17 protein-coding genes and 1 tRNA gene are annotated in these 20,010 nt (G+C 51.5%); 8 read left to right on the forward strand and 10 right to left on the reverse strand.

The genetic code is table 11. From position 1 onward, the window contains the following. The first annotated feature begins 55 nt into the window (after window positions 1-55). The 3 genes from HUV26_RS07765 to HUV26_RS07775 all read left to right on the forward strand — a co-directional run bounded on the left by HUV26_RS07765 (window position 56) and on the right by HUV26_RS07775 (window position 1,949). Entirely contained in the window at window positions 56-817 is a 762-nt protein-coding gene (locus HUV26_RS07765; RefSeq protein WP_174409561.1) for a hypothetical protein, read from the forward strand. A gap of 234 nt (window positions 818-1,051) precedes the next feature. Next, window positions 1,052-1,276 carry a Com family DNA-binding transcriptional regulator gene (locus HUV26_RS07770; protein WP_174409562.1) on the forward strand — a complete coding sequence of 75 codons (225 nt, stop codon included), beginning with the start codon at window positions 1,052-1,054 and terminating at the stop codon, window positions 1,274-1,276. Next, the gene (locus HUV26_RS07775) at window positions 1,206-1,949 is read left to right on the forward strand and encodes a DNA-methyltransferase (RefSeq protein WP_243451312.1); all 744 of its coding nucleotides are present in this window, start codon (window positions 1,206-1,208) and stop codon (window positions 1,947-1,949) included. Before HUV26_RS07770 ends, HUV26_RS07775 begins: the two co-directional genes overlap by 71 nt. 495 nt (window positions 1,950-2,444) lie before the next feature. Here the strand turns inward: HUV26_RS07775 and HUV26_RS07780 are convergent, their stop codons facing one another. The 5 genes from HUV26_RS07780 to HUV26_RS07800 form a co-directional block, all read right to left on the reverse strand. Beyond that, a complete protein-coding gene (locus HUV26_RS07780; RefSeq protein WP_174409563.1) occupies window positions 2,445-4,517 on the reverse strand; it encodes a hypothetical protein in 2,073 nt (690 codons plus the stop codon). Between the two features lie 622 nt (window positions 4,518-5,139). Beyond that, window positions 5,140-5,661, reverse strand: a complete 522-nt coding sequence (locus tag HUV26_RS07785) for a hypothetical protein (protein WP_174409564.1) — start codon at window positions 5,659-5,661, stop codon at window positions 5,140-5,142. Next, on the reverse strand, window positions 5,658-5,879 hold the full coding sequence (locus tag HUV26_RS07790; protein WP_174409565.1) for a hypothetical protein: 222 nt from the start codon (window positions 5,877-5,879) through the stop codon (window positions 5,658-5,660). The genes HUV26_RS07785 and HUV26_RS07790 overlap by 4 nt, the downstream gene beginning before the upstream one ends. Then, a complete protein-coding gene (locus HUV26_RS07795; RefSeq protein ID WP_243451313.1) occupies window positions 5,876-6,250 on the reverse strand; it encodes a DUF2958 domain-containing protein in 375 nt (124 codons plus the stop codon). The genes HUV26_RS07790 and HUV26_RS07795 overlap by 4 nt, the downstream gene beginning before the upstream one ends. A gap of 14 nt (window positions 6,251-6,264) precedes the next feature. Next, window positions 6,265-6,882: a tyrosine-type recombinase/integrase gene (locus HUV26_RS07800; protein ID WP_174409566.1), complete on the reverse strand. Its 618-nt coding sequence runs from the start codon at window positions 6,880-6,882 to the stop codon at window positions 6,265-6,267. Between the two features lie 374 nt (window positions 6,883-7,256). Between HUV26_RS07800 and HUV26_RS07805 the strand changes: the two genes are divergently transcribed. Beyond that, window positions 7,257-7,820 carry a BglII/BstYI family type II restriction endonuclease gene (locus tag HUV26_RS07805; RefSeq protein ID WP_174409567.1) on the forward strand — a complete coding sequence of 188 codons (564 nt, stop codon included), beginning with the start codon at window positions 7,257-7,259 and terminating at the stop codon, window positions 7,818-7,820. Between the two features lie 6 nt (window positions 7,821-7,826). On the opposite strand, the gene HUV26_RS07810 is transcribed toward HUV26_RS07805, so the two are convergent. Continuing rightward, entirely contained in the window at window positions 7,827-9,014 is a 1,188-nt protein-coding gene (locus HUV26_RS07810) for a DNA adenine methylase (protein ID WP_174409568.1), read from the reverse strand. A 426-nt stretch (window positions 9,015-9,440) separates the two neighbouring features. Between HUV26_RS07810 and HUV26_RS16930 the strand changes: the two genes are divergently transcribed. Continuing rightward, window positions 9,441-9,773: an IS66 family transposase gene (locus tag HUV26_RS16930; RefSeq protein WP_274602459.1), complete on the forward strand. Its 333-nt coding sequence runs from the start codon at window positions 9,441-9,443 to the stop codon at window positions 9,771-9,773. Window positions 9,774-9,797: 24 nt separating this feature from the next. Next, entirely contained in the window at window positions 9,798-12,452 is a 2,655-nt protein-coding gene (locus HUV26_RS07820; protein ID WP_174409570.1) for a TrlF family AAA-like ATPase, read from the forward strand. 278 nt (window positions 12,453-12,730) lie between these two features. Here HUV26_RS07820 and HUV26_RS07825 read toward each other — a convergent pair whose 3' ends face one another. Beyond that, a complete protein-coding gene (locus tag HUV26_RS07825) occupies window positions 12,731-13,186 on the reverse strand; it encodes a hypothetical protein (RefSeq protein ID WP_174409571.1) in 456 nt (151 codons plus the stop codon). Between the two features lie 269 nt (window positions 13,187-13,455). Here HUV26_RS07825 and HUV26_RS07830 point away from each other — a divergent pair, with 269 nt between their 5' ends. After that, entirely contained in the window at window positions 13,456-14,280 is an 825-nt protein-coding gene (locus HUV26_RS07830; RefSeq protein WP_174409572.1) for a hypothetical protein, read from the forward strand. A 205-nt stretch (window positions 14,281-14,485) separates the two neighbouring features. Beyond that, entirely contained in the window at window positions 14,486-15,556 is a 1,071-nt protein-coding gene (locus HUV26_RS07835) for a tyrosine-type recombinase/integrase (protein WP_174409573.1), read from the forward strand. A 74-nt stretch (window positions 15,557-15,630) separates the two neighbouring features. Here the strand turns inward: HUV26_RS07835 and HUV26_RS07840 are convergent. The 3 genes from HUV26_RS07840 to secA form a co-directional block, all read right to left on the reverse strand. Beyond that, window positions 15,631-15,724, reverse strand: a tRNA-Ser gene (locus tag HUV26_RS07840). A 159-nt stretch (window positions 15,725-15,883) separates the two neighbouring features. Next, window positions 15,884-17,062, reverse strand: a complete 1,179-nt coding sequence (gene argJ, locus HUV26_RS07845; protein ID WP_174409574.1) for a bifunctional glutamate N-acetyltransferase/amino-acid acetyltransferase ArgJ — start codon at window positions 17,060-17,062, stop codon at window positions 15,884-15,886. Between the two features lie 365 nt (window positions 17,063-17,427). Further along, a complete protein-coding gene (gene secA / locus HUV26_RS07850) occupies window positions 17,428-19,959 on the reverse strand; it encodes a preprotein translocase subunit SecA (RefSeq protein WP_174409575.1) in 2,532 nt (843 codons plus the stop codon). Window positions 19,960-20,010: the final 51 nt, after the last annotated feature.

Below are 20,010 nucleotides of genomic sequence, written 5' to 3' on the forward strand. Positions count from 1 at the left end.
GCGGCGATGGCGGGAATGGCTCTGTTATTCAACACACCATATTGTAGGAGCAACCATGCAATATAAATACAAAGACGGCTCCATCGGCGTAGCACGTACAGTGGTGTACGCCGGTATTGCGTATCCTGCCGCCAGCCTCGCGCAGCAGGCAGGCGAAACAACCGCAGCGTGGGTTATCAGGCTCGCGGCAATCGGCGTGCAGCCGATGCGGGTAGAGCGTCCCGACGTTGATATCAACAGCTACGACTACGGTGCTCCGCTGGAAACGGACGCGGATGGCGTACTGGTGATCAGCTACCCCAATCCCATCGCTAAAACTCCGGTGTGGTCCACGGCAACGCGCGAACGGATGAATATTTCAGCTGGTGCGGACGTGCCACCCGGCTACACAACACAGGAGCCGCCGGATAGCCCGTATGCAATATGGGGGGACGGTGCTGGGTGGCTGGTTGATGTGGATGCCGCAGGCGCAGCCAAACGGCGGGAGATAGTGTCCCGCGCCGATGCGTTTATGTCGGGCCTGACCTCGAATTACTCCGAGCACGAAAAGCTCAGCTGGTCAAAACAGGAGGCGGAGGCCCGCGCGTTGTCCGCTGACCCGGACGCCGCCGCACCGCTGCTCAGCGGCATTGCCGCAACGCGCGGTATTGGCCTGCTGGATCTGCGGGACAGGGTACTGGCTAACGTGGCCACCTATGAGGCGGTGAGCGCGGCAGTGCTGGGCACACAGCAACTCTACGAGGACCAACTGGCCGCTGCCGGGGATGATGCCGGGGCTATTGCAGCCATTGATCCTGTATACGTGCTGCCTGATTAGTCGTTTGTCTTTGACAATCGATAGGGAGACAAAAGGAAACGGCCCGGATCACTCCGGGCCGCATCATCCTGGTGGAGCAGGCGGAGGACATGTGGTCCTCCACCGGCGCGGTGTTGACCCACCGCACCACGGCCCCGCGAATGGTTGCACCCATTCGAAGAGATACCCCGCTGCTCCTGTGTCTGATCAGACAGGAAGGGTTGTATCGGGGCAAAACGGACACGGCAAGTTGAAATGCAAGAAATACGGTGCGGTCAATGCAATAGGTTGCTCGCCAAGGGCGAAGTAGTTGAACTGGAAATCAAGTGTAAACGCTGTCACACAATGAACTACATGCGGATCATGAGTCCCTGCCGAGAGGCCCGAGCGGCCCGCTCGGAGATGCTAAGTGATAGAGATAGGACGTGCGAGACTGCACAGAGGCGAGGAGCTGAGCCTCATGATGGCCATGCCGGATGATTCCGTGGATGCGATCCTGACCGACCCGCCGTACTCCACTGGCGGCGTTCATGCCAGCCAGCGACAGCAGGCACCCGGCAAGAAGTACCAAAGCTCGCACGCGCAGCGCCGCCATGCCGAGTTCCACGGAGACAACCGGGACCAGCGATCGTTCACGCTGTGGGCATCGCTCTGGCTCGCGGAATGCTACCGGGTGGCAAAGGATGGCGCTGCCTGCATGGTGTTTACCGACTGGCGGCAGCTACCGGCCATGACGGACGCCATGCAAATCGGCGGCTGGACATGGCGCGGAATCGTGGTGTGGGATAAGCCCACGGCCCGGCCCATTCTCGGCGAGTTCCGCCGCCAGTGCGAATACGTGGTATTCGGGGTCAAGGGCAAGCTCACTGCTGCACACAGGCGCTGCCTGCCCGGTGTGTACCGGCACTCTATCATCGCGCACCAGCGCAGGATGCACATGACCGAGAAACCCTTGCCGCTGATCCACGACCTGCTGGACGTAACCCCTGAAGGCTGCACCGTGCTCGACCCCTTCATGGGATCGGCCACCACCGGCGCGGTATGCCTCCAGACAGGCCGAAGCTTCATTGGTATGGAACTGTCCCCGGACTACTTCCAGATCGCATGCGATCGGCTCAATCTGGTGGCAGATTCAGGAGTTGAGAAACTGTAATGAAAGACCCCGGCTTCGGCCGGGGCTTTTCTGCAAGATTATGTAACAAAATTATGTTGCGCGATGCGCAAAATTGATTTGCGTGCTACAAGCAGCCCCGCCGGAATGGAGGGGGTTCGTTTTTGTGAAAAAAGCAAGGGGGGTGTAGTGGGGCATGGAATGCAAGAGTGTCCTGAAAAAACACTTCTCTTCGCGCTTTTCGGTGTCGCGCTTCAACCAAAAGAAAAGGGGTTTAGATTTTCATCTAAACCCCAAAAAATGGCGATGAGGGAGGGATTCGAACCCTCGATACGCTTTTAAGGCGTATACCCGCTTAGCAGTCGATACGGACTGGTTAATAAAATCTGTGATTCAAGGATGTTAGTGGTTTGGCTGCACTCGTGGTCATACCATATACACCCAAATGCACTCAAAATCATCCCAAAGTATGACCAGCGGTATGACTAAAATCTCCCCGCCACACGCCATGATAGCCGTACATATCTGTATGGGGCCTCAAGCTGATCTGGCGCTTGCGAATTCCTGGCCTTGGCTCTCTATCTCCAGCAAATCATGGGGTTGGTGAAGTGTTTCTTCGAGTCTGGCCAACTCTTCTTGGAGCGATTTTATTTTTTCCTCATCAATTTCTGCTGATAAATAAAGACGATTCTTCATCGCTGTCTGTATTTTTTCTTTTGCAGCTTTTATCGTTAGTAATGGGATGATTAGCGCAGCTAGTATTGGTGTAACTATCTGTAGCGTCACTATGTATGGCTCGGCTACGCTCCAAGTTGAAGAGAGAAACGTTGCGAGCAGAAATCCTGTTACTAGTATTAAAAGTGTAAAAAGAATTGTAGTTAGTCTAAAATATGTGATTAACTTTCTGTCAATGTTTTTTTTGTTTGTTTTTAATAATTCTATTTTGTCAGTGGTGTCTCTTAGTTTTCGCTCGTTTCTCTCGTGTTGTATGGTGAGTAAAAGTTTTTTGTTCTCTTCATTTTTTTTGAGAATTTCTTTATTAAGATTAATATTTTCTTGATCTATTTGCTTTTGCCTGTTTTGAGCTTCGATTTGAATCGCTTTGTACTCTTCTAATTTGTCTAATTTGCAAAAATTTAAATGCTCTTCGATATTTTGTGAATTAATTTCTTCAGGAAGACGTGTTTGCTCCATGAGGCTGATCAGTATGCCTTGAACATCTTCGCGAGACAATCTTTTATCATTGAACTCTTTAACTGTCTTGTTGTAGTCATCACTTACTTTTCTATTTATAATAGTAGATAAAACCTCTCTTGCTTTGCAAAGGGCCCTGCCGGATGAAGGGAAGGCTTCACCTCCAAAACCTTTGTTTAGTTTGAACCACATTCTGTTAGTAAGCCAATCAAGGGAAGTTGCCAGAGGGACAGACTCCTCTCCTTTGATTATAGGTTCCCAAGCTAGTTCATGGGTTAGAGCTGTGCCAGTTAAAAAATGGTACTTTATATAATCAAAATTATTAGTTGATGATTCTCCCCGCAGGCAATGAATTTTGTTGAGAAGGGCTAGGGAGTTTAAGCCCTTATCTCCAAATTTGGCTTCTACAAATTCATGAATCTCGTGATTGAGAATATTGTGCTCGTATTTTGAGTGGTCAAAGACAAAGCTGTTATCCAAAACAATCCCATGATATTCAAGGTCACGATAAAATTTCATTTTCTTTGTGGCCACATCGCTGGGGGTGTTGCAGCCATCTATGATCCAGCGCATTGCAGGGCTTCCTACCCACATTTCTGAATTCCCTCTGACGATATCCTCAGCCTTTCTGAAATAACCTTCCACTCCATCCTTCGTTTCTTGAAAGTAGTAGAGCCAGATTTTTCTTTTTTTTCCACTGGTATTGATTTCTTTCACAAATCGATGGAATTCATCAAAGTATGTTTTGTAGAGTTCTCCGTTTAATCCGCAGCAGTGGAAAAGAATTTCTTGATCCAAAAAAAGGATCATTTCCGTCGTCCAGCTTCCAACTTCGCTTGGCTTGTTGTTGTAGGTAATTCCTGAGTATAGGATAACGCCCTCGCGAATTTCCTCAATATCGTTCTGGAAAGAGTCGTCACTCTCACGTTCTAATATGAAAGAACTAACATAGCGAGAGTATGTTTCGCCATTTGATTCATTTAGCAGAAAGGCGCAAAGAGATTTTCTAGCATTTATTTCTTCAAGTTCGCTGAGCTGTCTATTTTCTTTACGGCATATGTATGCTATTAAGTCTTTGAATATTTTATCATGTATTGAAATTCTAGTTTTATATTTGTTTTGAAGATCTTCAGAGCTCTCAGGCATCATTTTTATAATGTATTTCCCATTTTCTTTAGCGCACCAATCTGTTGACTTTGTTAAAGAGTGCAGAACAGTGCGTACAACAGCTTCTGGAAGTTTGAATCCATAATATTCAGTCATTAATGAGTTGATTTCATTCGGGTAAAATTCGTATGACTTATGAGATGCAATGATCTCGATCACGAATTTTCTCAGGATCTCATGCACTTTGTTATTGCTATCATACAGCTCTCTGAATACAGCTAGAGCTGCCAATCTACGATGATCTTCCATTCTTAAGCTCCCTAACATGAAATGTCAGATTTAAAATGATATCATACAGTTGGCTGAAATATAAACAATTCCGCTTGCATAAAGTAATGGCGCGCCGTTTACCCTTCCAAGGTGCCATTCGTAGCTTGAGTCGATCTTCTTCACTTTGTTGGGGAGGGCGTGTGGTGTTGAATTGGGTAATATCAATAGCTAAGTCTATAATCAAACATTCTTTATGGCTAGGATGCTGTCAGCTAACCCGCTGCCAGAGGTTGATGTTTCTGCACAGCGTATTCGGAGGGTATCAAATATCCTTTTGGCTCCACCTATTCGGGCCTTTTGGGGGGATTACCTCACCTTCCTATAATCCGTATTCCCGTAAGCGATACGATTGCCAATATCTCTGCTGCTAATCAGTATTCTCCCTATGTCTGAGTTTAAATATTATCATAATTAATTGTAGGCTGCCTTTCGTAGGTTGATTGGGGCAAATAGGGAATAGTGCCGATATTAGGCCAAGAATGAGTTGGTGAAATTAGCTTGTGTTGATTGGTTGGTAGTTTTTTATTTATGGTTGATATAATATGTAACAGCCAAACTGGGAACGAAGTACGCGCAAATCCACGAATCCCAAAAAGTGGCATTATATCCCTCCTTCCAAAAACAGCATATGAGTCGGGTACACCGTGTACCGTCCTGATGGTAAGTCGGGTGAAACGCATCCCTTCTTCGTGAGTCGGTGGAAGTCGATACTGTCGAAGAGCGAAACGCTGTGTGGCGTGACGGATCGAATCACCGTCCAGTGGCTCCAGTTGTCAGTGCCGAAAAGAGTAATGATTGCTCGTTGCTCCTCCGTAAGAAATGCGGTGGCATCATTCCATGCCATCGATAGCACAGCCTTCCTAAACAAGAAGGGTCGCCGCACTGTGATGTCGGGAAACCGTGGGGCAAACACGGCCTTGTTCATGCTCAGGAGTTGGTTGACGTGTAGCCCTTCATTGGCTGCTCCCAGCAGTTGGTCGTGCCCATGTAACCATTCGAGGCATTGAGCGAATAGGCTCCGATGTGTGCGTGAGGAAAGGGTTGGATAAATCAGGCGATGCGCGTTGATCAGCGCATACACCCCACATAGCTGGTCGAACTTGCCCTGTGCGTATGGCTTCATGCTGCCCCTTCGTCAGTGCCTTTCGATAGCGTGAGGTGAAACACGCTGCCATCCGCCAACTCAATACATGCGCCTTCCGATGGTGTGAGTACGCCCGCCTCATCAAGGTGCTGTGCGCTGACAACCTCCAATTCGGCGAGTAGCGCCGCCTTCTCTTCTATGCCTAGTTGCGGGTCGAACAAAGCCACGACGGTATCTGCGAAATGCCGTGTTTTCATCGCATCCCCCTCATGATGTCTTCCACGTCGCAGGCCCGGCGAACATGCCAGTAGGTGTCGTGGTCAACGTGTACCCATGACACTCGCAATTCCTTCAGTTCGGAAAAGGAAATGTAGCCCCACTCGGCCATCTCGTAGTCACCGTTCAGAATGGCGAAGCCGAAAAAGGTGTCGTCACCATCGAACTCCGTGATGTACCAGTTGCACAGCCCGATGAAGAAGTGCAGGTAAATCGGCTTGTCCGTGAGGGCGATTCCCTCGGTTTCATACAGTCGCGGGATGGCATCGAGTTGTGCCTGTGTCGGTTCGTTCCACATAGTGGCCTCCTTGTATTTGGGCATGCGAAAAGACCCCGTCGAAACGGGGAGCATGGTTCATGGTTGCGCTATTTGATCAGGGATTCTGCCAGACGCTGGTTCGCTTCGGGTAGGACGTCAGCGTAGTGGGCGGTCATGCTGATGGAAGCATGGCCCAGCTGTTTTTGGACGAAGCGGATGTTGTTCGTCTTCGCCAGCAGCATGGTTGCATAGGTGTGGCGGCAGCTATGGATGCTGTAACGGCTTGGAAGCCCCGCTTCCCGAAGTACGGCTTTGAATGCCAAGTAAAGAGCCGTGGTGGTATATGGTGTACCGCCACGGCCTCTGAGTAATGGGTCTCCGGCGCTGGTGCCGTGCCCCCACTGCTTCTTGTGCTTAATGAATTTCTTGATGTGATTGGCTAGGCCTGTGTCGATATAGACATCTCGTCGTTTGCCGCCCTTGCCGCGTTGTACGATCAGGACATTCTCCTGCGTTGAAAGCAGGACATCGCCAAGGCACAAGTTAGCTATCTCGCTGACCCGCAAGCCGCTGTGCAAAGCTATGTGTGTGAGGATGTGGCGTACTCGCCATGTGGTGATTCCGCTATCGCGCTCAAGCTTGGCTAGTGCTTCACAGCACGTCAACAGCTTGCGAGCTTGCACCTTGGAGAAGAACATGTCCCGAGTGATTCGGTACTTGTTCATGTGTGTACTCGCTTTTTAGCATTATAACAGAAGTATGATTTAAATCAATATGTTGAAGCGTGCTGTTTCATCTTGTGTTGGAGTATCCAGCAATTAGGCAGGGTAGTCCAATTCCGATGACATTGCTTATTGTGTTATGTGCAGAAATGTACGGACAAGCTGGGCTGAGGGAGACCTTTAGCGGTTAGCCATTGTCGCTGGTGGTGGGCTAGAAATACAATACCTTGACAGAGTAAGCCATAACGCTCTACGTATTTTGAACCTGATATTACGCTCTGAGTTACTCAGTGAAATTCATTAGTTAACTTGTTGGAATCTCCTTTGGCATTTGAGAGATGCCAGTCTAGGGAGGGCTCCACACGAAGAGGGATGCTATGCTTACGAGGTATGAGGTATTTGATTATAAAAATGCACTTTCAGTATTGAATGGAAGCTTTTATCAAGAGTTTTCTGAGCTGTGCAATGTTCTTAGTGGATTTCGTTTGTTGTCATCAGATATAGTAGCAGCTGGAGGGAGGAAGTCTCCAATTGCTGAAAAGTTAGATGGCGCACTGTATAATATGTTGTGGATAGAGAAACAGTTTGAGACAAGTAAGATTATTGATGGTGTTGTGCGTTCAACTCCAACACATAAAATTGACTGCTATAAAAATAAGGTGGCAATTGAGGTTGAGTGGAACAATAAGGACCCATTTTTTGATAGGGATTTGAACAATTTTAGATTGCTATATGATTTGGACGCAATTTCAGTAGGGATAATAATCACGCGCTCCGACGAGTTGCAGTTGATTTTCAATGGCCTAGGTAAGGGAGCTTCATATGGTGCTTCTACTACTCACATGTCCAAGTTGATACCAAAGATTATAGGTGGTGGGGCTGGTGGATGTCCTGTTCTGGTGATTGGTATTACCTCTCGTTGCTACGAGTATGATTTGTAGGTGTAGCTAGTCATAGCGTTTTGCAATAAGGAGTAATTCTTTTACCTTTCTTGTTCGATCGCCTTGTCTTCCCATAGTCATATGATCATGGTCCATGACTCGCTCGGAAAATGAGTATTGGGCCATGCTCTTCTTCATTAATGCTCTTAAATCTTTAAGTTCGATCATGCCAGTATTGCTATAGCTTAAAACTAAGTTGCTGTTTGAATGTTTTACACCGTCAAAGAGTTGTTTAAATGCATCTCTAACTTTTGATTTTATACAAAATGGAGACTGGTGCCTGTCAACGCGATATCTCCCCTTAACGCACTTCCCTCCACGTAGTTGAATTTCTGGATAGTCATACAGGACAAGTGTTTCGATTGCGTGGTAGAATCTGCTGTAATGAACAAAGCAGTAGGGTGGATCAGCGTAAATGGTGCACTTTGGAAGTGTATTTAGTCTTTCTACATAATCAAGAGAAGTAATTTCGTGATTGTAAATGGGGGGCGAGTCAGGCAGTGTTGTTATCGATGAATTGTATTTTGTCAAAAAATACGATGAAAATTCCCGTTTTCTATATGTGAGTATGTCGTCCAGCGAGCTCTTGCTCTTGGCATCGCGGTATTGAGCATAATGGCCAGTCCCTTGGCTGCAGTAGGCCATAGCATACATAACAGATGATAAGATCAAGTTATAAAAGCTGCTGTTTTGATATCTGTCTGCAACTTCTTTTAATGCATCTATCCACAAACACTGTTCCGCGCTCCACCACGTGCCAGAGTAGTATTTTGTAAATAGATGATATGGAGAGTCGTAGTGTTTAGATATAAAATCTCGAGACTGCGATTCGATCGTGTTGAACTGTTTGATTGAGCGGACCTTGTCGTACGTAAAATTTATACCATAGCGCTGTGCGTTATTTGCAACCAGCAGTTGTGCTTGCTCGACAAGTTCATGTCCTTGAGGAATTTCAGGCTCTTTCCAGGCGGTTAAGTATGCATGGCTAATGACTCCAGAATAGGCCTGAATGTCGTTCGACAATATATCTACCTGTCCACGAAGAGCCCCGGACAGACTGCATGATCCTGCAAACAGATCACAAATTCCGCCACCATCGTATGCAGTGTTGATAGCTTCAATGACAAAAGAGATTAGTTTGCTTTTTGACCCCATGTACTTAATATACTGCGGGTAGCTTTGAGGTTGTAACATTGTAGTCCTGAATTCTTTCAATAGATTTACAGAGACACCTTCTTCATAAAAAAGCCAGAAACTCGAACAGAGCAACTGGCTAATAAACCGATTAGGGCGTCACGCTTGTTTATTCTATTATGTAAGTAGATGGTGAAAAAATCAAGCAAATAAAAAATGATTAGAAATTATAGGTTTTTACAGGCGTGCCTTGGAACTGCCCCTCTCCATAGCCTCAAGGTTATGCAGTCGTATCGCTGGATATAATTTTTCAGCAATGCTTGCCTAAGTGCGCTATTTCTGCTTGCTGGGTGCTTTCATGCTCGTATTGGATTGCCGCTTGCGATGCCTGTGGCGTTTCCATTCGGATTTAGACTGGCTGCTGGTTGGCGGCCCCCCCCAGTCCAGGAGTAGTTAGTTTTGGTGTGATTAAAAGTTGACCCTGTGATGTACTCGCAATCAACTGGTTCTCGGCTTAGTAGTTTATACAAAATCTTAAATCCAAAGCCGTCAGCCGGGTATGTCCTGGCTTCCAAGTTTGTGGACGGGCTGCCGTTTTATCGCCAAGAGTGCATGTTCGCCAGATTGGGCTTGGATGTTTCCAGGAGTACCATGTGTGGCTGGGCTTTGCGGGTTGCACAACCTCTGCAACGCAAAACTATCGAATTCTCACGAAGCGGGCAGAACGGTTGCCGCATCCTGGATCATTTTCGGAGGCGAACCAGGGCCACTAAGCGCGGCCAATGCGCGAAGCATGGGTGGCCAACGTCAGTCCTTTAGCGTGCGTATAAATCAGGGAGGAATATGAGCGATCAATACACCTACGCGAGATTTTGGCGCTGCGCGCTACAGGTCAATCCTGTCGGCTACAACGGCACCTACAGAGGAGCCGATCACGGGCTGGATGAGGGCGGTTACAACCAAGCTCTGCTTCAAAAATGCCTTCAGCTGGATATCAAAGTTGTCGGTTTAGCCGACCACGGCAGCGTGGCCAGCGTCGATGCTTTGCGTCAGGTGTTACAGCCGCACGGGATCGTGGTGTTTCCCGGCTTCGAGATTGCCTCGAACGACAAGACGCACTACGTCTGTCTCTTCCCCGAGGATACCACGGTGCAGCAGCTTGATCGCTACCTTGGCAACCTCAAGCTGTATGACCCAGCGGATGGCATCCGGCCTTCTCGGCTGAGTTCGGAAGAGCTGATCCAAGAGGTCGATCTACTGGGCGGGTTCATCTACGCTGCACATTGCACACTGGCCAGCGGGCTGCTGAAAAACCGTCTGAACCACGTATGGAAGCATCCCAAGCTGCGCGCGGCCCAGATTCCGGGGTCGATAGACGGCTTGACAGGCATCGAGGGGGACTTCTATCGCAAGGTGTTCTTGAACAAGGACGACAGCTACTGGCGCGAGCGCCCTGTGGCAGCGATCAATGCCCAGGATGTAGCCAAACCTGATGACTTGGATCAGCCGAGCGCTACGTGCTTCATCAAGATGACACGGCCCACTTTCGCTGCGTTCAAGGTCGCCTTCCTCGATCCGGGATCGCGTATCCGGCTCAACTCGCAGCAGGCCCAAAGCCCCATTGGCAAGCTGCTACGCATGACGGTGGCCGGTGGCTACCTTGATGGCGTCCGGGTGAATTTTTCCGATCATCTCAACACGGTGATCGGCGGCCGTGGAACGGGTAAGTCAACCCTGCTTGAATGCCTGCGTTTCGCCTTGGACTTGCCGCCCAAAGGAAAACAGGCTCAGAAGCTCTACCAAGAGATCATCAAGGAGAACCTTGGTCGCTCGGCTGGTCGGGTCGAGCTGACAGTGGTGTCCTCTGCCCAGAACGGCAAGCAGTACACCATCTCGCGCCGTCATGGCGAACCGCCGATGATGCGTGACATGGATGGCAATGTCTCTACCCTGCTCCCGCGCGACTTGCTGCCGGGTATCGATATCTACGGGCAGAACGAGATTTACGAGCTGGCCCAAGATGAAACCAGCCGGGTTCAGTTGCTGGATCGCTTTCTTCCTCAATACGGGGAGTACGAGGCGAAGAGCGCCGACGTGCATAAGCGCTTGAAGGACAACCAGCAGAAGCTCACGAAGGCCCTGAACGACCTTGACGATCTCAATGTACAGGTTGGGCGCTTGCCCAAGCTGGAAGAACAGCTTCGCGGTTTTGATGAGTTGGGGATCAAGGAGAAGCTGGCCAAGACCTCATTGCTTGCGCGCGAGCGAGAAATTGCCAAGACTGCGACCGATGGCGTGCAGAGCTTGCGCGACGCGCTTTCAGACCTGCGTGATGGCTTGCCTGATCTCGACTTCATCAACGATGAGGCCCTTGAGGGGTTACCTGATGCTGCCCAGTTGCTCGCTATGCGCTCTACGCTGGATGGACTCAAGCAGGGATTCTCCCAGCATCTGACCGCCATGCAGGCCATGCTTGATGACAAGGCAGGACAGTTCACCACCCAGCATGGGGCATGGCAGCAGGCGATTCAGGAGCACGAGGCCGAGTTGGAGAAGGCGCTGCGGACGCTGCCCGCCACTGCTGGAAAGAGCGGGCAGGAGGTCGGCGTTGCCTATCAGAAGTTGCTGGGGGAGCGCGAGCGTATCAAGCCGATGAAATCGCGATTGACCACCTATGAGTCCCAGCGCGATACTTTGCGTCAGGAGCGGCGCAATTTGTTGGCCGAGTTATCCGATTTACGTGGGCAGCGCATACAAGCGTTGCAGAAGGCTGCGAAGAAGCTGAGCAGGCGGCTTGAAGGCAAGCTCAAGGTGGAAATCGTGCCGGAGGCTGACCGCACGCCATTGCTGACGTTCCTGCTTGGTTGTAAGCTGGACGGTGTAGGTGAAAAGCGGCTTGCGTTCATTGAGGACGCCGAGACGATCAGCCCGTTATCGCTGGCCCAGTCGATTCAGAAAGGGTCTGCCAACGTGCAACTCGATTGGGGTCTCACACAGATGGTGGCCGACGCACTCACCAAGCTCCAGTCGTCGCAACTCATGGAGCTGGAGGCATTAGAGCTGGAGCATCGTGTGGACATCTTTTTGAACGTCGCTCACGGCCAAGCTGATCCGGTATTCCGTCCGCTCAACAAGCTCTCCACGGGCCAGCAGTGCACGGCAATCTTGCACATGCTGCTGCTTGAGAACGTCGATCCCCTTCTGATGGATCAGCCGGAGGACAACCTAGACAACGCCTTCATTGCAGATCGGATCGTCGCCGAGTTGAGGGAGGCAAAAACTAGTCGGCAGTTCTTGTTCGCAACACACAACGCGAACATCCCGGTGTTTGGGGATGCCGAGTGGATTGGAGTGTTCACGGCCGCTGAAAACCAAGGGTGTCTCGGGCTGGAAGCACAAGGCTCGATTGACGTTCCTGTGATTCGAGATCAGGTGGCCAGCATTCTGGAAGGTGGCCGCGATGCCTTCATCCGGCGCAAAGAGAAGTATGAGTTCTGATGCCCTGCTTCACCGCCTCGCGCTGCGAGGCGGCTTGCTTTTCGGGCTCACAAGAACAGCTCGGAATGCATTTCTGTTATTCAAGGAAGGGGCCTGTGACGCGAAGAGGGGCAATGATGCTCATGGGGGAATCATCCTCTTGTCCCTTTATCAGGGGTAGTTATTTCAAGTGACCCAATAGCGTTTGGTACCGGAGTGTAATTGGCTGGCTTTTCAAACTTCTTTCTGACGTTTGCCTTTGTTGGATGCACCTTTTCAGTGAGGAGGGCCGCTAGCCGTTAGCGGCTTTTCTCGTTTTTTGATGCCATATGGATGAGCACACGGCATTCACTAGGGGTTCTCGGTGAGTTGTCCCTCAGTTTGCGCTTGATCTCCTTTCTCACTCCCTCGAAGCTGCTAGTTTCAACCAGTCCCTTGCTCAAGAGATAGCCTTGGGCTTCTTGGACCCCTTTTTCTCCCATCCTGTCTTTGAGGTGCTCGTAATGCATGCTGTAGACATGTCTTTCGAGGTTTCTCAGTCGTTTTTCCATGCCTTCCGCTTCGGCTGCTGCTATGCCCTCAATCCCGCCATTCTCAGCTAGGTATTTCGCGTAGTGCACGACGGCCTCGGATACGAAGTCGTTGAGTTTGATGTCGGGCATCGCCTTGATTTTATCCAATATGACAATCGCCTTTTGCGAAAACTCGTAGTTGCGTTTGACCCTGACAGGAGCTTTTTTCATAGGTTTTGACATAGATTTTTCCAAGGTTTATTGATGGTAGGTTTTTCCTATGGAGTTTTCTATGGATACACAATGCGTGAAGTGCGAGCTAGAAAAAATTTGAGGAGGTGGTTCTTTGTTGTCTTAACATCTTGAATTAAAGAGTGATTATGTAGTTTTTCGTGTGGGCGAAAATGGAATCGTTTTAACCCGCGAACCGCCGGAGTGGGATCTCGTTTGTTCGAGTGTGCACCACAGTAAGTGTACGTCACGAAGCTTCGGCAAAGTAGCGAGTTAAGACAATGACTGAAAAGTACATGCAGGTAACGATTCATGGTGATTGCTGCACTTGGCGTGAGGTAGCGATTCGCAAGAGCCGTGAGGACGGCTGCGCGAAGGGGAAAAATAGTAAGAAAGGTGATCTGGAAATCACTGAGAGTGAACGACTGGCAAAAAGAGCTCGTCGGCAGAAGGTCGCTTTAATTAGGTTGCTGTCAGCTCTGTCGGAGAAGCCCTACTGGTTCATAACGTTGGGATTTGATCGTTCGGAATGGCCAGAGATATCCGTGGTCGAAGCTAAACGGATTTTTGACAACTTCGCGCGCGGGGTGCGTCGGAAATTTCCGGCATGCTGGTTCGTGTATAAAATGGAATGGTCCCCCACCGCGCGATATCATTTTCATTTGATGGGCAGGTGTAGGGCTAAGATTGGGAAAAGAGAGCTGTATCAGTCGCTGTTCATGCTATGGGGTAGGTTGGTCCGCTGGGGCTCTGAAAGTGTCCATATAGTTAAATGTGATTTTTCAAGGCACTTTGGCTATATTACAAAGCGTGAGAAATGGAATAATGAGATAAAGCTGATAGGTGATGCAGGTAAATGCCGTACCTTTGGTGTAATCAATAGGGCAAAGCTGCCATTGCTTAAGAAAGAAGGTGTTGTACTGACTGTTGATCAGTGGAAGTTTGTAAGGAACAGGCTGATCGTGTATCACAAAAAGAATTCCAAAAGTATGAATTATCATAAAAGAGTATTTAACTCATCCGGAATTCTCGCATATACTCCCAGAAAAATTATTGAAGAATCAATTGCTCTGGCCGTTGAGCAGTCATATCAAGATGTGAGGTAGGCTATGTCCACCTCGTGCCTGACGTATAGCGAGCTGGCAGAGCATCTTAAGCTCAGTAATGGCACTGTCAGAAACAATTGGCGAGAGTATCCGCATTACTTTGTCACCCCAAATGGCTGGATAGATAGGAATCTAAAGTCAGCTCGGTTTGATTTGAATGAAGTAATAGCGTATTGTAGAGAGAAAAATAACAACGAGGTGTATCATGGCAGTCAGAGAATACAAAGGGAAGGGCGGGAATTACAAGGCCTACTTCAAGTTAAAAGGAAAGCAGTACAGCCAAGTTGTCAAAACAAAAAGAGAAGGGGAGGAGTGGATCGTACAGGAAAGGAAACTGCTGAAAGCGCAATGTCCAGTTCCGAAGCGTTTGATGTACTCCGACGCTGCCCGTAGGTATTTGTGTGATTGCAAAGCGAGGATGCAGCCTACAACGGTGGCCGAAAAGTATGCCCATCTTACTGAATTCGGGACTTATACTGGTGGGGATATCGCTGTCGAAGGGGTTACGGTGAGCTTCGCAAAGAAGTTCATTGCTCATACGCAGGCGGAGAAGGGGAACAAGTCGGCAAACAGGAGGCTGCGAACCATGAAAGCGTGTTGGAACTGGTTCAAGGATGAACAGCCAGATAATCCATGGAAGAATATTTCCATGTACCCGGAAGAGGAGGTTGCTAAGTATGTCCCCCCGCCAGAGGACGTAGCTGCCGTTCGTTTGGCAGCGGCCCCGTGGCAGCAGCAGTTCCTTGATGTTCTGCTAACCACCGGCGCACGGTTGGGGGAGATCATGAATCTCACATGGGAAGACGTAAATTTAGAACGCAAAAGGCTGTCACTTTGGACCCGAAAGCGTAAGGGAGGTGCCAAGCAGTCACGCATTTTACCCATTTCGCCGAAGTGTTTGCCCATATTCAAGCAGCTTTGGGAAGAGCGTGATCGGCAGAGCCGATTTGTCTTTACCAATCCAGAGACTGGAGGTCAGTTCACCAAGTTGCAACCACGGCTACGCTACATGCTGGAGCGGCTATGCCGAAAGGTTGGCGTAAAGCCCTTTGGGTTCCATAGCCTGCGTCATTATGTGTCACAGCGTTTGATGGATAGCGGCAAGGCGACGTTGACGGATATTCAGTTGTTGCTTGGTCATCAGCGGGCGACCACGACTGACATCTACCTGCGAAGCTTGTCATCGAGCATTAGTCATCTTGCTGAAATATTAGATGAAGAAGTTGTGCCGCAGGCACCAGCCCGTCTAAAAAGTATGACCAGACGGTATGACTAGTTTTTACAGATGGGTGAAAACCATAAAAGAAGGGGTTGCATCGTTTGACGCAACCCCTTCTTTTATAAGAAATATGGCGATGAGGGAGGGATTCGAACCCTCGATACGCTTTTAAGGCGTATACCCGCTTAGCAGGCGAGCTCCTTCGGCCGACTCGGACACCTCACCGTAATCCTCAGCCTTGCGGCTGGCGCATGCGGCCACACATGCGAGACAGTGTGTTTACCGGACGCGGTGCTGGCTGTCAACCTCAAAAGGCAGCGCGGGGGGCGGATGTTTCCGGTGGCCGGCTTCCCGCTCTTCTTCCGCAGCCGCCGCTGTGCGGCATCAGCTCCGGTAATCGGCGTTGATGTTGATATACTCGTGCGTTAGGTCAGAAGCCAGCAGGGTGTAGCTTCCCGTGCCGTGGCCAAGCTCAATATCCAGCACAATATCCCGTTCCTTGAGCAGCGGTTCCAGCAGGGTGTCAAAATCCGTATCCGTGGGCTGCCCGTTGCGGAACAGTTCCACCCCGCACATGGTCACCACCACGTCTTCCGGCTGAAAGGCGGCACCGGAGCGGCCCAGAGCGGCCACTATGCGGCCCCAGTTGGCATCACGCCCGTACATGGCCGTCTTAACAAGCGGCGAATGCCCCACGGTGCGGGCGGCGCGTTCTGCGTCTGCCGTATGGGCCGCCCCTGTCACGTTAATGTGGATAACCTTGGTGGCCCCTTCGCCATCCTGCACCAGCATATAGGCAATCTCGCGCATAACGGCTGTAACTGCCTGCTGCATCCGTTCCCGGTTGGCTCCGGTAACGGTAACGCCGGATGCTCCGTTGGCAAGGCCGAATACGGTGTCGTTGGTAGAGGTGTCGCCGTCCACGGTAACGCGGTTGAACGATTCTTCCACCCCCGCGCGGAACATCTCCTGCCACAGAGCCGGGTCCACTGCCGCATCGGTGATGAACACAGAAAGCATGGTCGCCATGTTGGGGCATATCATCCCCGCGCCCTTGGCCACGGCAAGCAGCGAAACGGGCTTGCCGTCCAGTTCCACCGTGCGGGAAACCAGCTTGGGAAAGGCGTCTGTGGTCATGATGGTGCGGGCAAAGTCTTCCGCCGTGTTGCTCCCCAGCGCGGCGGCAAGCGGGGCGGCTGCGCTGGTCCACTTCTCCATGTTGAACTGCATGCCTATAACGCCTGTGGAGGCGGGAAGAATCTCTTCCGGCATAAGCCCTGCGGCATCGCCCACCAGCTCCAGCGTGTGGCGGCAGTTGGCAATGCCCTGCTCACCCGTGCAGGCGTTTGCATTGCCCGCGTTGATGAGCACGGCGCGGGCAAAGGGACGCGCCTCCAGCATGGATTTGGCCACCACCACGGGGGCGGCCTGAAACACGTTTGTGGTGAACACGCCTGCTGCGGCTGCGGGCAGGTCGCTCACCAGCAGGGCAAGATCCCTGCGGCCCGAATATTTAAGGTTCGCCTCAATGGTGGCGAAACGGTAACCTTTTGGGGTGTGCATTAACGCTCCGGGATGGGGTGCTTCTGTCAGTTCGGTCAGGGGGCTGCCAAGTACTTGCCTAACTTTGCCTAATAGATGCCTGAAACTTGTCGAAAACTTGCTGATACTGCCTGTTCGTGCCAGTCGCTGCCTGTTGGTGCCAGTCACTGCCTGATATTGCCTGATACTGCCTGATATTACCTGATGCAGCCAGTCGCAGCCAGTCGTTGCCGATAGTTCCCGTATGTCAGGCAGCTACCTGCCCTCTTCCACCCTGATTCCATCCTTACATCAGGCTGACAGCAGGCTGATATCCGGATGGGGGCAGGCGAAATCAGGCGAAATCAGGCGAGAACAGGTGAAATCGGGCGAAAATTGGGCGAAAACTAGGCCGCGCCACAGCACTTTTTGTATTTCTTGCCGCTTCCGCAGGGGCAGGGATCGTTCCTTCCCACCTTAGGTTCTTCACGCCGGGTGGGCAGAGCCTTTTCCGGTTGCTTGGAGGTGGAGCCGGAATAGGAAACATTCTTGCGCGCTTCCTTGTGGCGGAATTCTTCGCGCAGCCGTTCCTCTTCCTCACGTTCCTCTGCCCGCTGGATACGCAGGCGGGTAAGCGCCTTGAAGATGTTCTCGCGCATGCGGGTGAGCATGCTCTGGAAAAGGGCAAATCCGTCGCGTTTGTACTCCTGCTTGGGGTCGCGCTGACCGTAACCACGCAGCCCGATGCCGTCGCGCAGGTGGTCCATGTTCAGCAGGTGTTCCTTCCAGCAGCGGTCCAGCTCTTCCAGCAGGAAGTAGCGCAGGATGTGGGCATACATTTCCGGTGCGTCGGTCTTAAGCTTTTCCAGCTTGGCAACCACTGCGCCGCGCACGGTTTCGCGGTCCGGCACCGGGGGCATTTCCATAACCCCGGCAAGGTTGAACAGCTCGTTAAGCTGGGCGGCCATGGCGTTTTTCGACTCGGAATCCGGGTGCTTGTTGGCTTCCCACTCGGTGTAAAGGTCGTCAATGATGTCGTCCAGAAATTCCTGTACGAGGGGTTCCAGATCCTGCTCCATCATGGAATCGCGGCGCAGGGAATAGATGACCTCACGCTGCTGGTTCATAACGTTGTCATAATCCAGCAGGGTCTTGCGGATTTCAAAGTTGTGTCCTTCCACCCGCTTCTGCGCGTTTTCTATGGCCTTGGAAACCATGCTGTTGACGATGGGTTCGCCTTCCTGCATGCCCAGCTTTTCCATAATGCCGGAAATACGGTCAGACCCGAACAGGCGCATCAGGTCGTCTTCCAGCGAGAGGAAGAAGCGGGAACTGCCGGGGTCGCCCTGGCGTCCGGCGCGGCCGCGCAGCTGGTTGTCTATGCGCCGCGATTCGTGGCGTTCCGTGCCCAGAATGTGCAGACCGCCCAGTTCGCGCACGCCTTCGCCCAGCACAATGTCCGTACCGCGTCCGGCCATGTTGGTGGCAATGGTAACGTGGCCCTTCTGGCCTGCTTCCGCCACTATCTGCGCTTCCTGTTCATGGTGCTTGGCGTTGAGCACGTTGTGGGGAACACGGGCCTTTTTGAGCATGCCGGAGATGAGTTCCGAGGTCTCAATGGAGATGGTGCCCACCAGCACGGGCTGGCCCTTCTTGTGCAGTTCTATTATCTCCTGCACAATGGCGTTGAACTTTTCCGGGCGGGTGCGGTAGATGCTGTCCGGAAAGTCCTTGCGCACCATGGGCTGGTTGGTGGGGATGGAGATGACCTCCAGCCCGTATATCTGCCCGAATTCCACGGCTTCCGTATCTGCGGTGCCGGTCATGCCCGAAAGCTTGTCGTACATGCGGAAGTAGTTCTGGAAGGTAATGGAGGCCAGCGTCTGGTTTTCCGACTCCACCTTCACGCCTTCCTTGGCTTCCAGTGCCTGATGAAGGCCGTCAGAGAAGCGGCGTCCCGGCATGAGGCGTCCCGTGAACTCGTCCACGATAACCACCTGACCGTCCTTGACGATGTAGTCCACATCGTTACGGAAGATATGGTGCGCCTTAAGCGCCTGCAGAATGTGGTGCTGGTAGGAAATATTCTGCGGATCGTACAGGTTGTCCAGCTTGAGCAGGGCTTCGCAGCGGGCCACCCCCTCGTCGGTGAGCGAGGCGGCACGGGCCTTTTCATCCAGCGTGAAGTGCTGTTCGGCCTTGAGCGAGGGGATGATGTTGTTCACCTGTGCATAGAGGGCGGTGGAGTCTTCCGATGCGCCGGAAATGATGAGCGGGGTACGCGCCTCGTCGATGAGGATGGAGTCCACTTCGTCCACTATGGCAAAGTTGGGCGCGCGCTGTACCAGCTGTTCCTTGTAGAACTTCATGTTGTCGCGCAGGTAGTCGAAGCCGAACTCGTTGTTGGTGCCGTAGGTAATGTCGGCACCGTAGGCAGCCTTGCGCTCCTCGTCCGTGAGCCCGTGTACGATAACGCCCGTGGTAAGGCCCAAAAATCCGTAAAGCCTGCCCATCCATTCCGCGTCACGCTGGGCAAGGTAGTCGTTCACCGTGATGACATGCACTCCCTTGCCGGTAAGTGCGTTGAGCACCACGGGCAGGGTTGCCACAAGCGTTTTACCTTCCCCGGTCTTCATTTCCGCAATCATGCCCTTGTGCAGCACGCAGCCGCCCACAAGCTGCACGTCATAGTGGCGCATGCTGAAGACGCGGCGTCCTGCCTCGCGCACGAGGGCGAATGTTTCCGGCAGCACGGAGTCCAGAGAGGCTCCGTTTTCCACTTCCTGCCGCAATTCCGCGATGCGGGTGGGGAAATAGGTGTCCGGCTGCTGAAGCAGTTCGGATTCAAGGCTGTTTATGGCGGCGATGGTAGGGCGGAGCTGCTTGAGGAAGCGTTCGTTTTTGGAGCCGAAGACTTTTTTTACGATGAGGCCGAGCATTCTATCTCCCGAAAAGGCGTATGCTGGCTCCGGGGGTGCCGGAGGGATGGA

Source organism: Desulfovibrio psychrotolerans, from assembly GCF_013340305.1.
Lineage (GTDB): Bacteria > Desulfobacterota > Desulfovibrionia > Desulfovibrionales > Desulfovibrionaceae > Halodesulfovibrio > Halodesulfovibrio psychrotolerans.

What these genes read in the sequence shown, in the direction of transcription:
- HUV26_RS07765 (WP_174409561.1), top strand. Translation starts at nt 56, where the DNA reads ATGCAATATAAATACAAAGACGGCTCCATCGGCGTAGCACGTACAGTG.
- HUV26_RS07770 (WP_174409562.1), top strand. Translation starts at nt 1,052, where the DNA reads ATGCAAGAAATACGGTGCGGTCAATGCAATAGGTTGCTCGCCAAGGGC.
- HUV26_RS07780 (WP_174409563.1), bottom strand. Translation starts at nt 4,517, where the DNA reads ATGGAAGATCATCGTAGATTGGCAGCTCTAGCTGTATTCAGAGAGCTG.
- HUV26_RS07785 (WP_174409564.1), bottom strand. Translation starts at nt 5,661, where the DNA reads ATGAAGCCATACGCACAGGGCAAGTTCGACCAGCTATGTGGGGTGTAT.
- HUV26_RS07790 (WP_174409565.1), bottom strand. Translation starts at nt 5,879, where the DNA reads ATGAAAACACGGCATTTCGCAGATACCGTCGTGGCTTTGTTCGACCCG.
- HUV26_RS07795 (WP_243451313.1), bottom strand. Translation starts at nt 6,250, where the DNA reads ATGCTCCCCGTTTCGACGGGGTCTTTTCGCATGCCCAAATACAAGGAG.
- HUV26_RS07800 (WP_174409566.1), bottom strand. Translation starts at nt 6,882, where the DNA reads ATGAACAAGTACCGAATCACTCGGGACATGTTCTTCTCCAAGGTGCAA.
- HUV26_RS07805 (WP_174409567.1), top strand. Translation starts at nt 7,257, where the DNA reads ATGCTTACGAGGTATGAGGTATTTGATTATAAAAATGCACTTTCAGTA.
- HUV26_RS07810 (WP_174409568.1), bottom strand. Translation starts at nt 9,014, where the DNA reads ATGTTACAACCTCAAAGCTACCCGCAGTATATTAAGTACATGGGGTCA.
- HUV26_RS16930 (WP_274602459.1), top strand. Translation starts at nt 9,441, where the DNA reads ATGTACTCGCAATCAACTGGTTCTCGGCTTAGTAGTTTATACAAAATC.
- HUV26_RS07820 (WP_174409570.1), top strand. Translation starts at nt 9,798, where the DNA reads ATGAGCGATCAATACACCTACGCGAGATTTTGGCGCTGCGCGCTACAG.
- HUV26_RS07825 (WP_174409571.1), bottom strand. Translation starts at nt 13,186, where the DNA reads ATGTCAAAACCTATGAAAAAAGCTCCTGTCAGGGTCAAACGCAACTAC.
- HUV26_RS07830 (WP_174409572.1), top strand. Translation starts at nt 13,456, where the DNA reads ATGACTGAAAAGTACATGCAGGTAACGATTCATGGTGATTGCTGCACT.
- HUV26_RS07835 (WP_174409573.1), top strand. Translation starts at nt 14,486, where the DNA reads ATGGCAGTCAGAGAATACAAAGGGAAGGGCGGGAATTACAAGGCCTAC.
- argJ (WP_174409574.1), bottom strand. Translation starts at nt 17,062, where the DNA reads ATGCACACCCCAAAAGGTTACCGTTTCGCCACCATTGAGGCGAACCTT.
- secA (WP_174409575.1), bottom strand. Translation starts at nt 19,959, where the DNA reads ATGCTCGGCCTCATCGTAAAAAAAGTCTTCGGCTCCAAAAACGAACGC.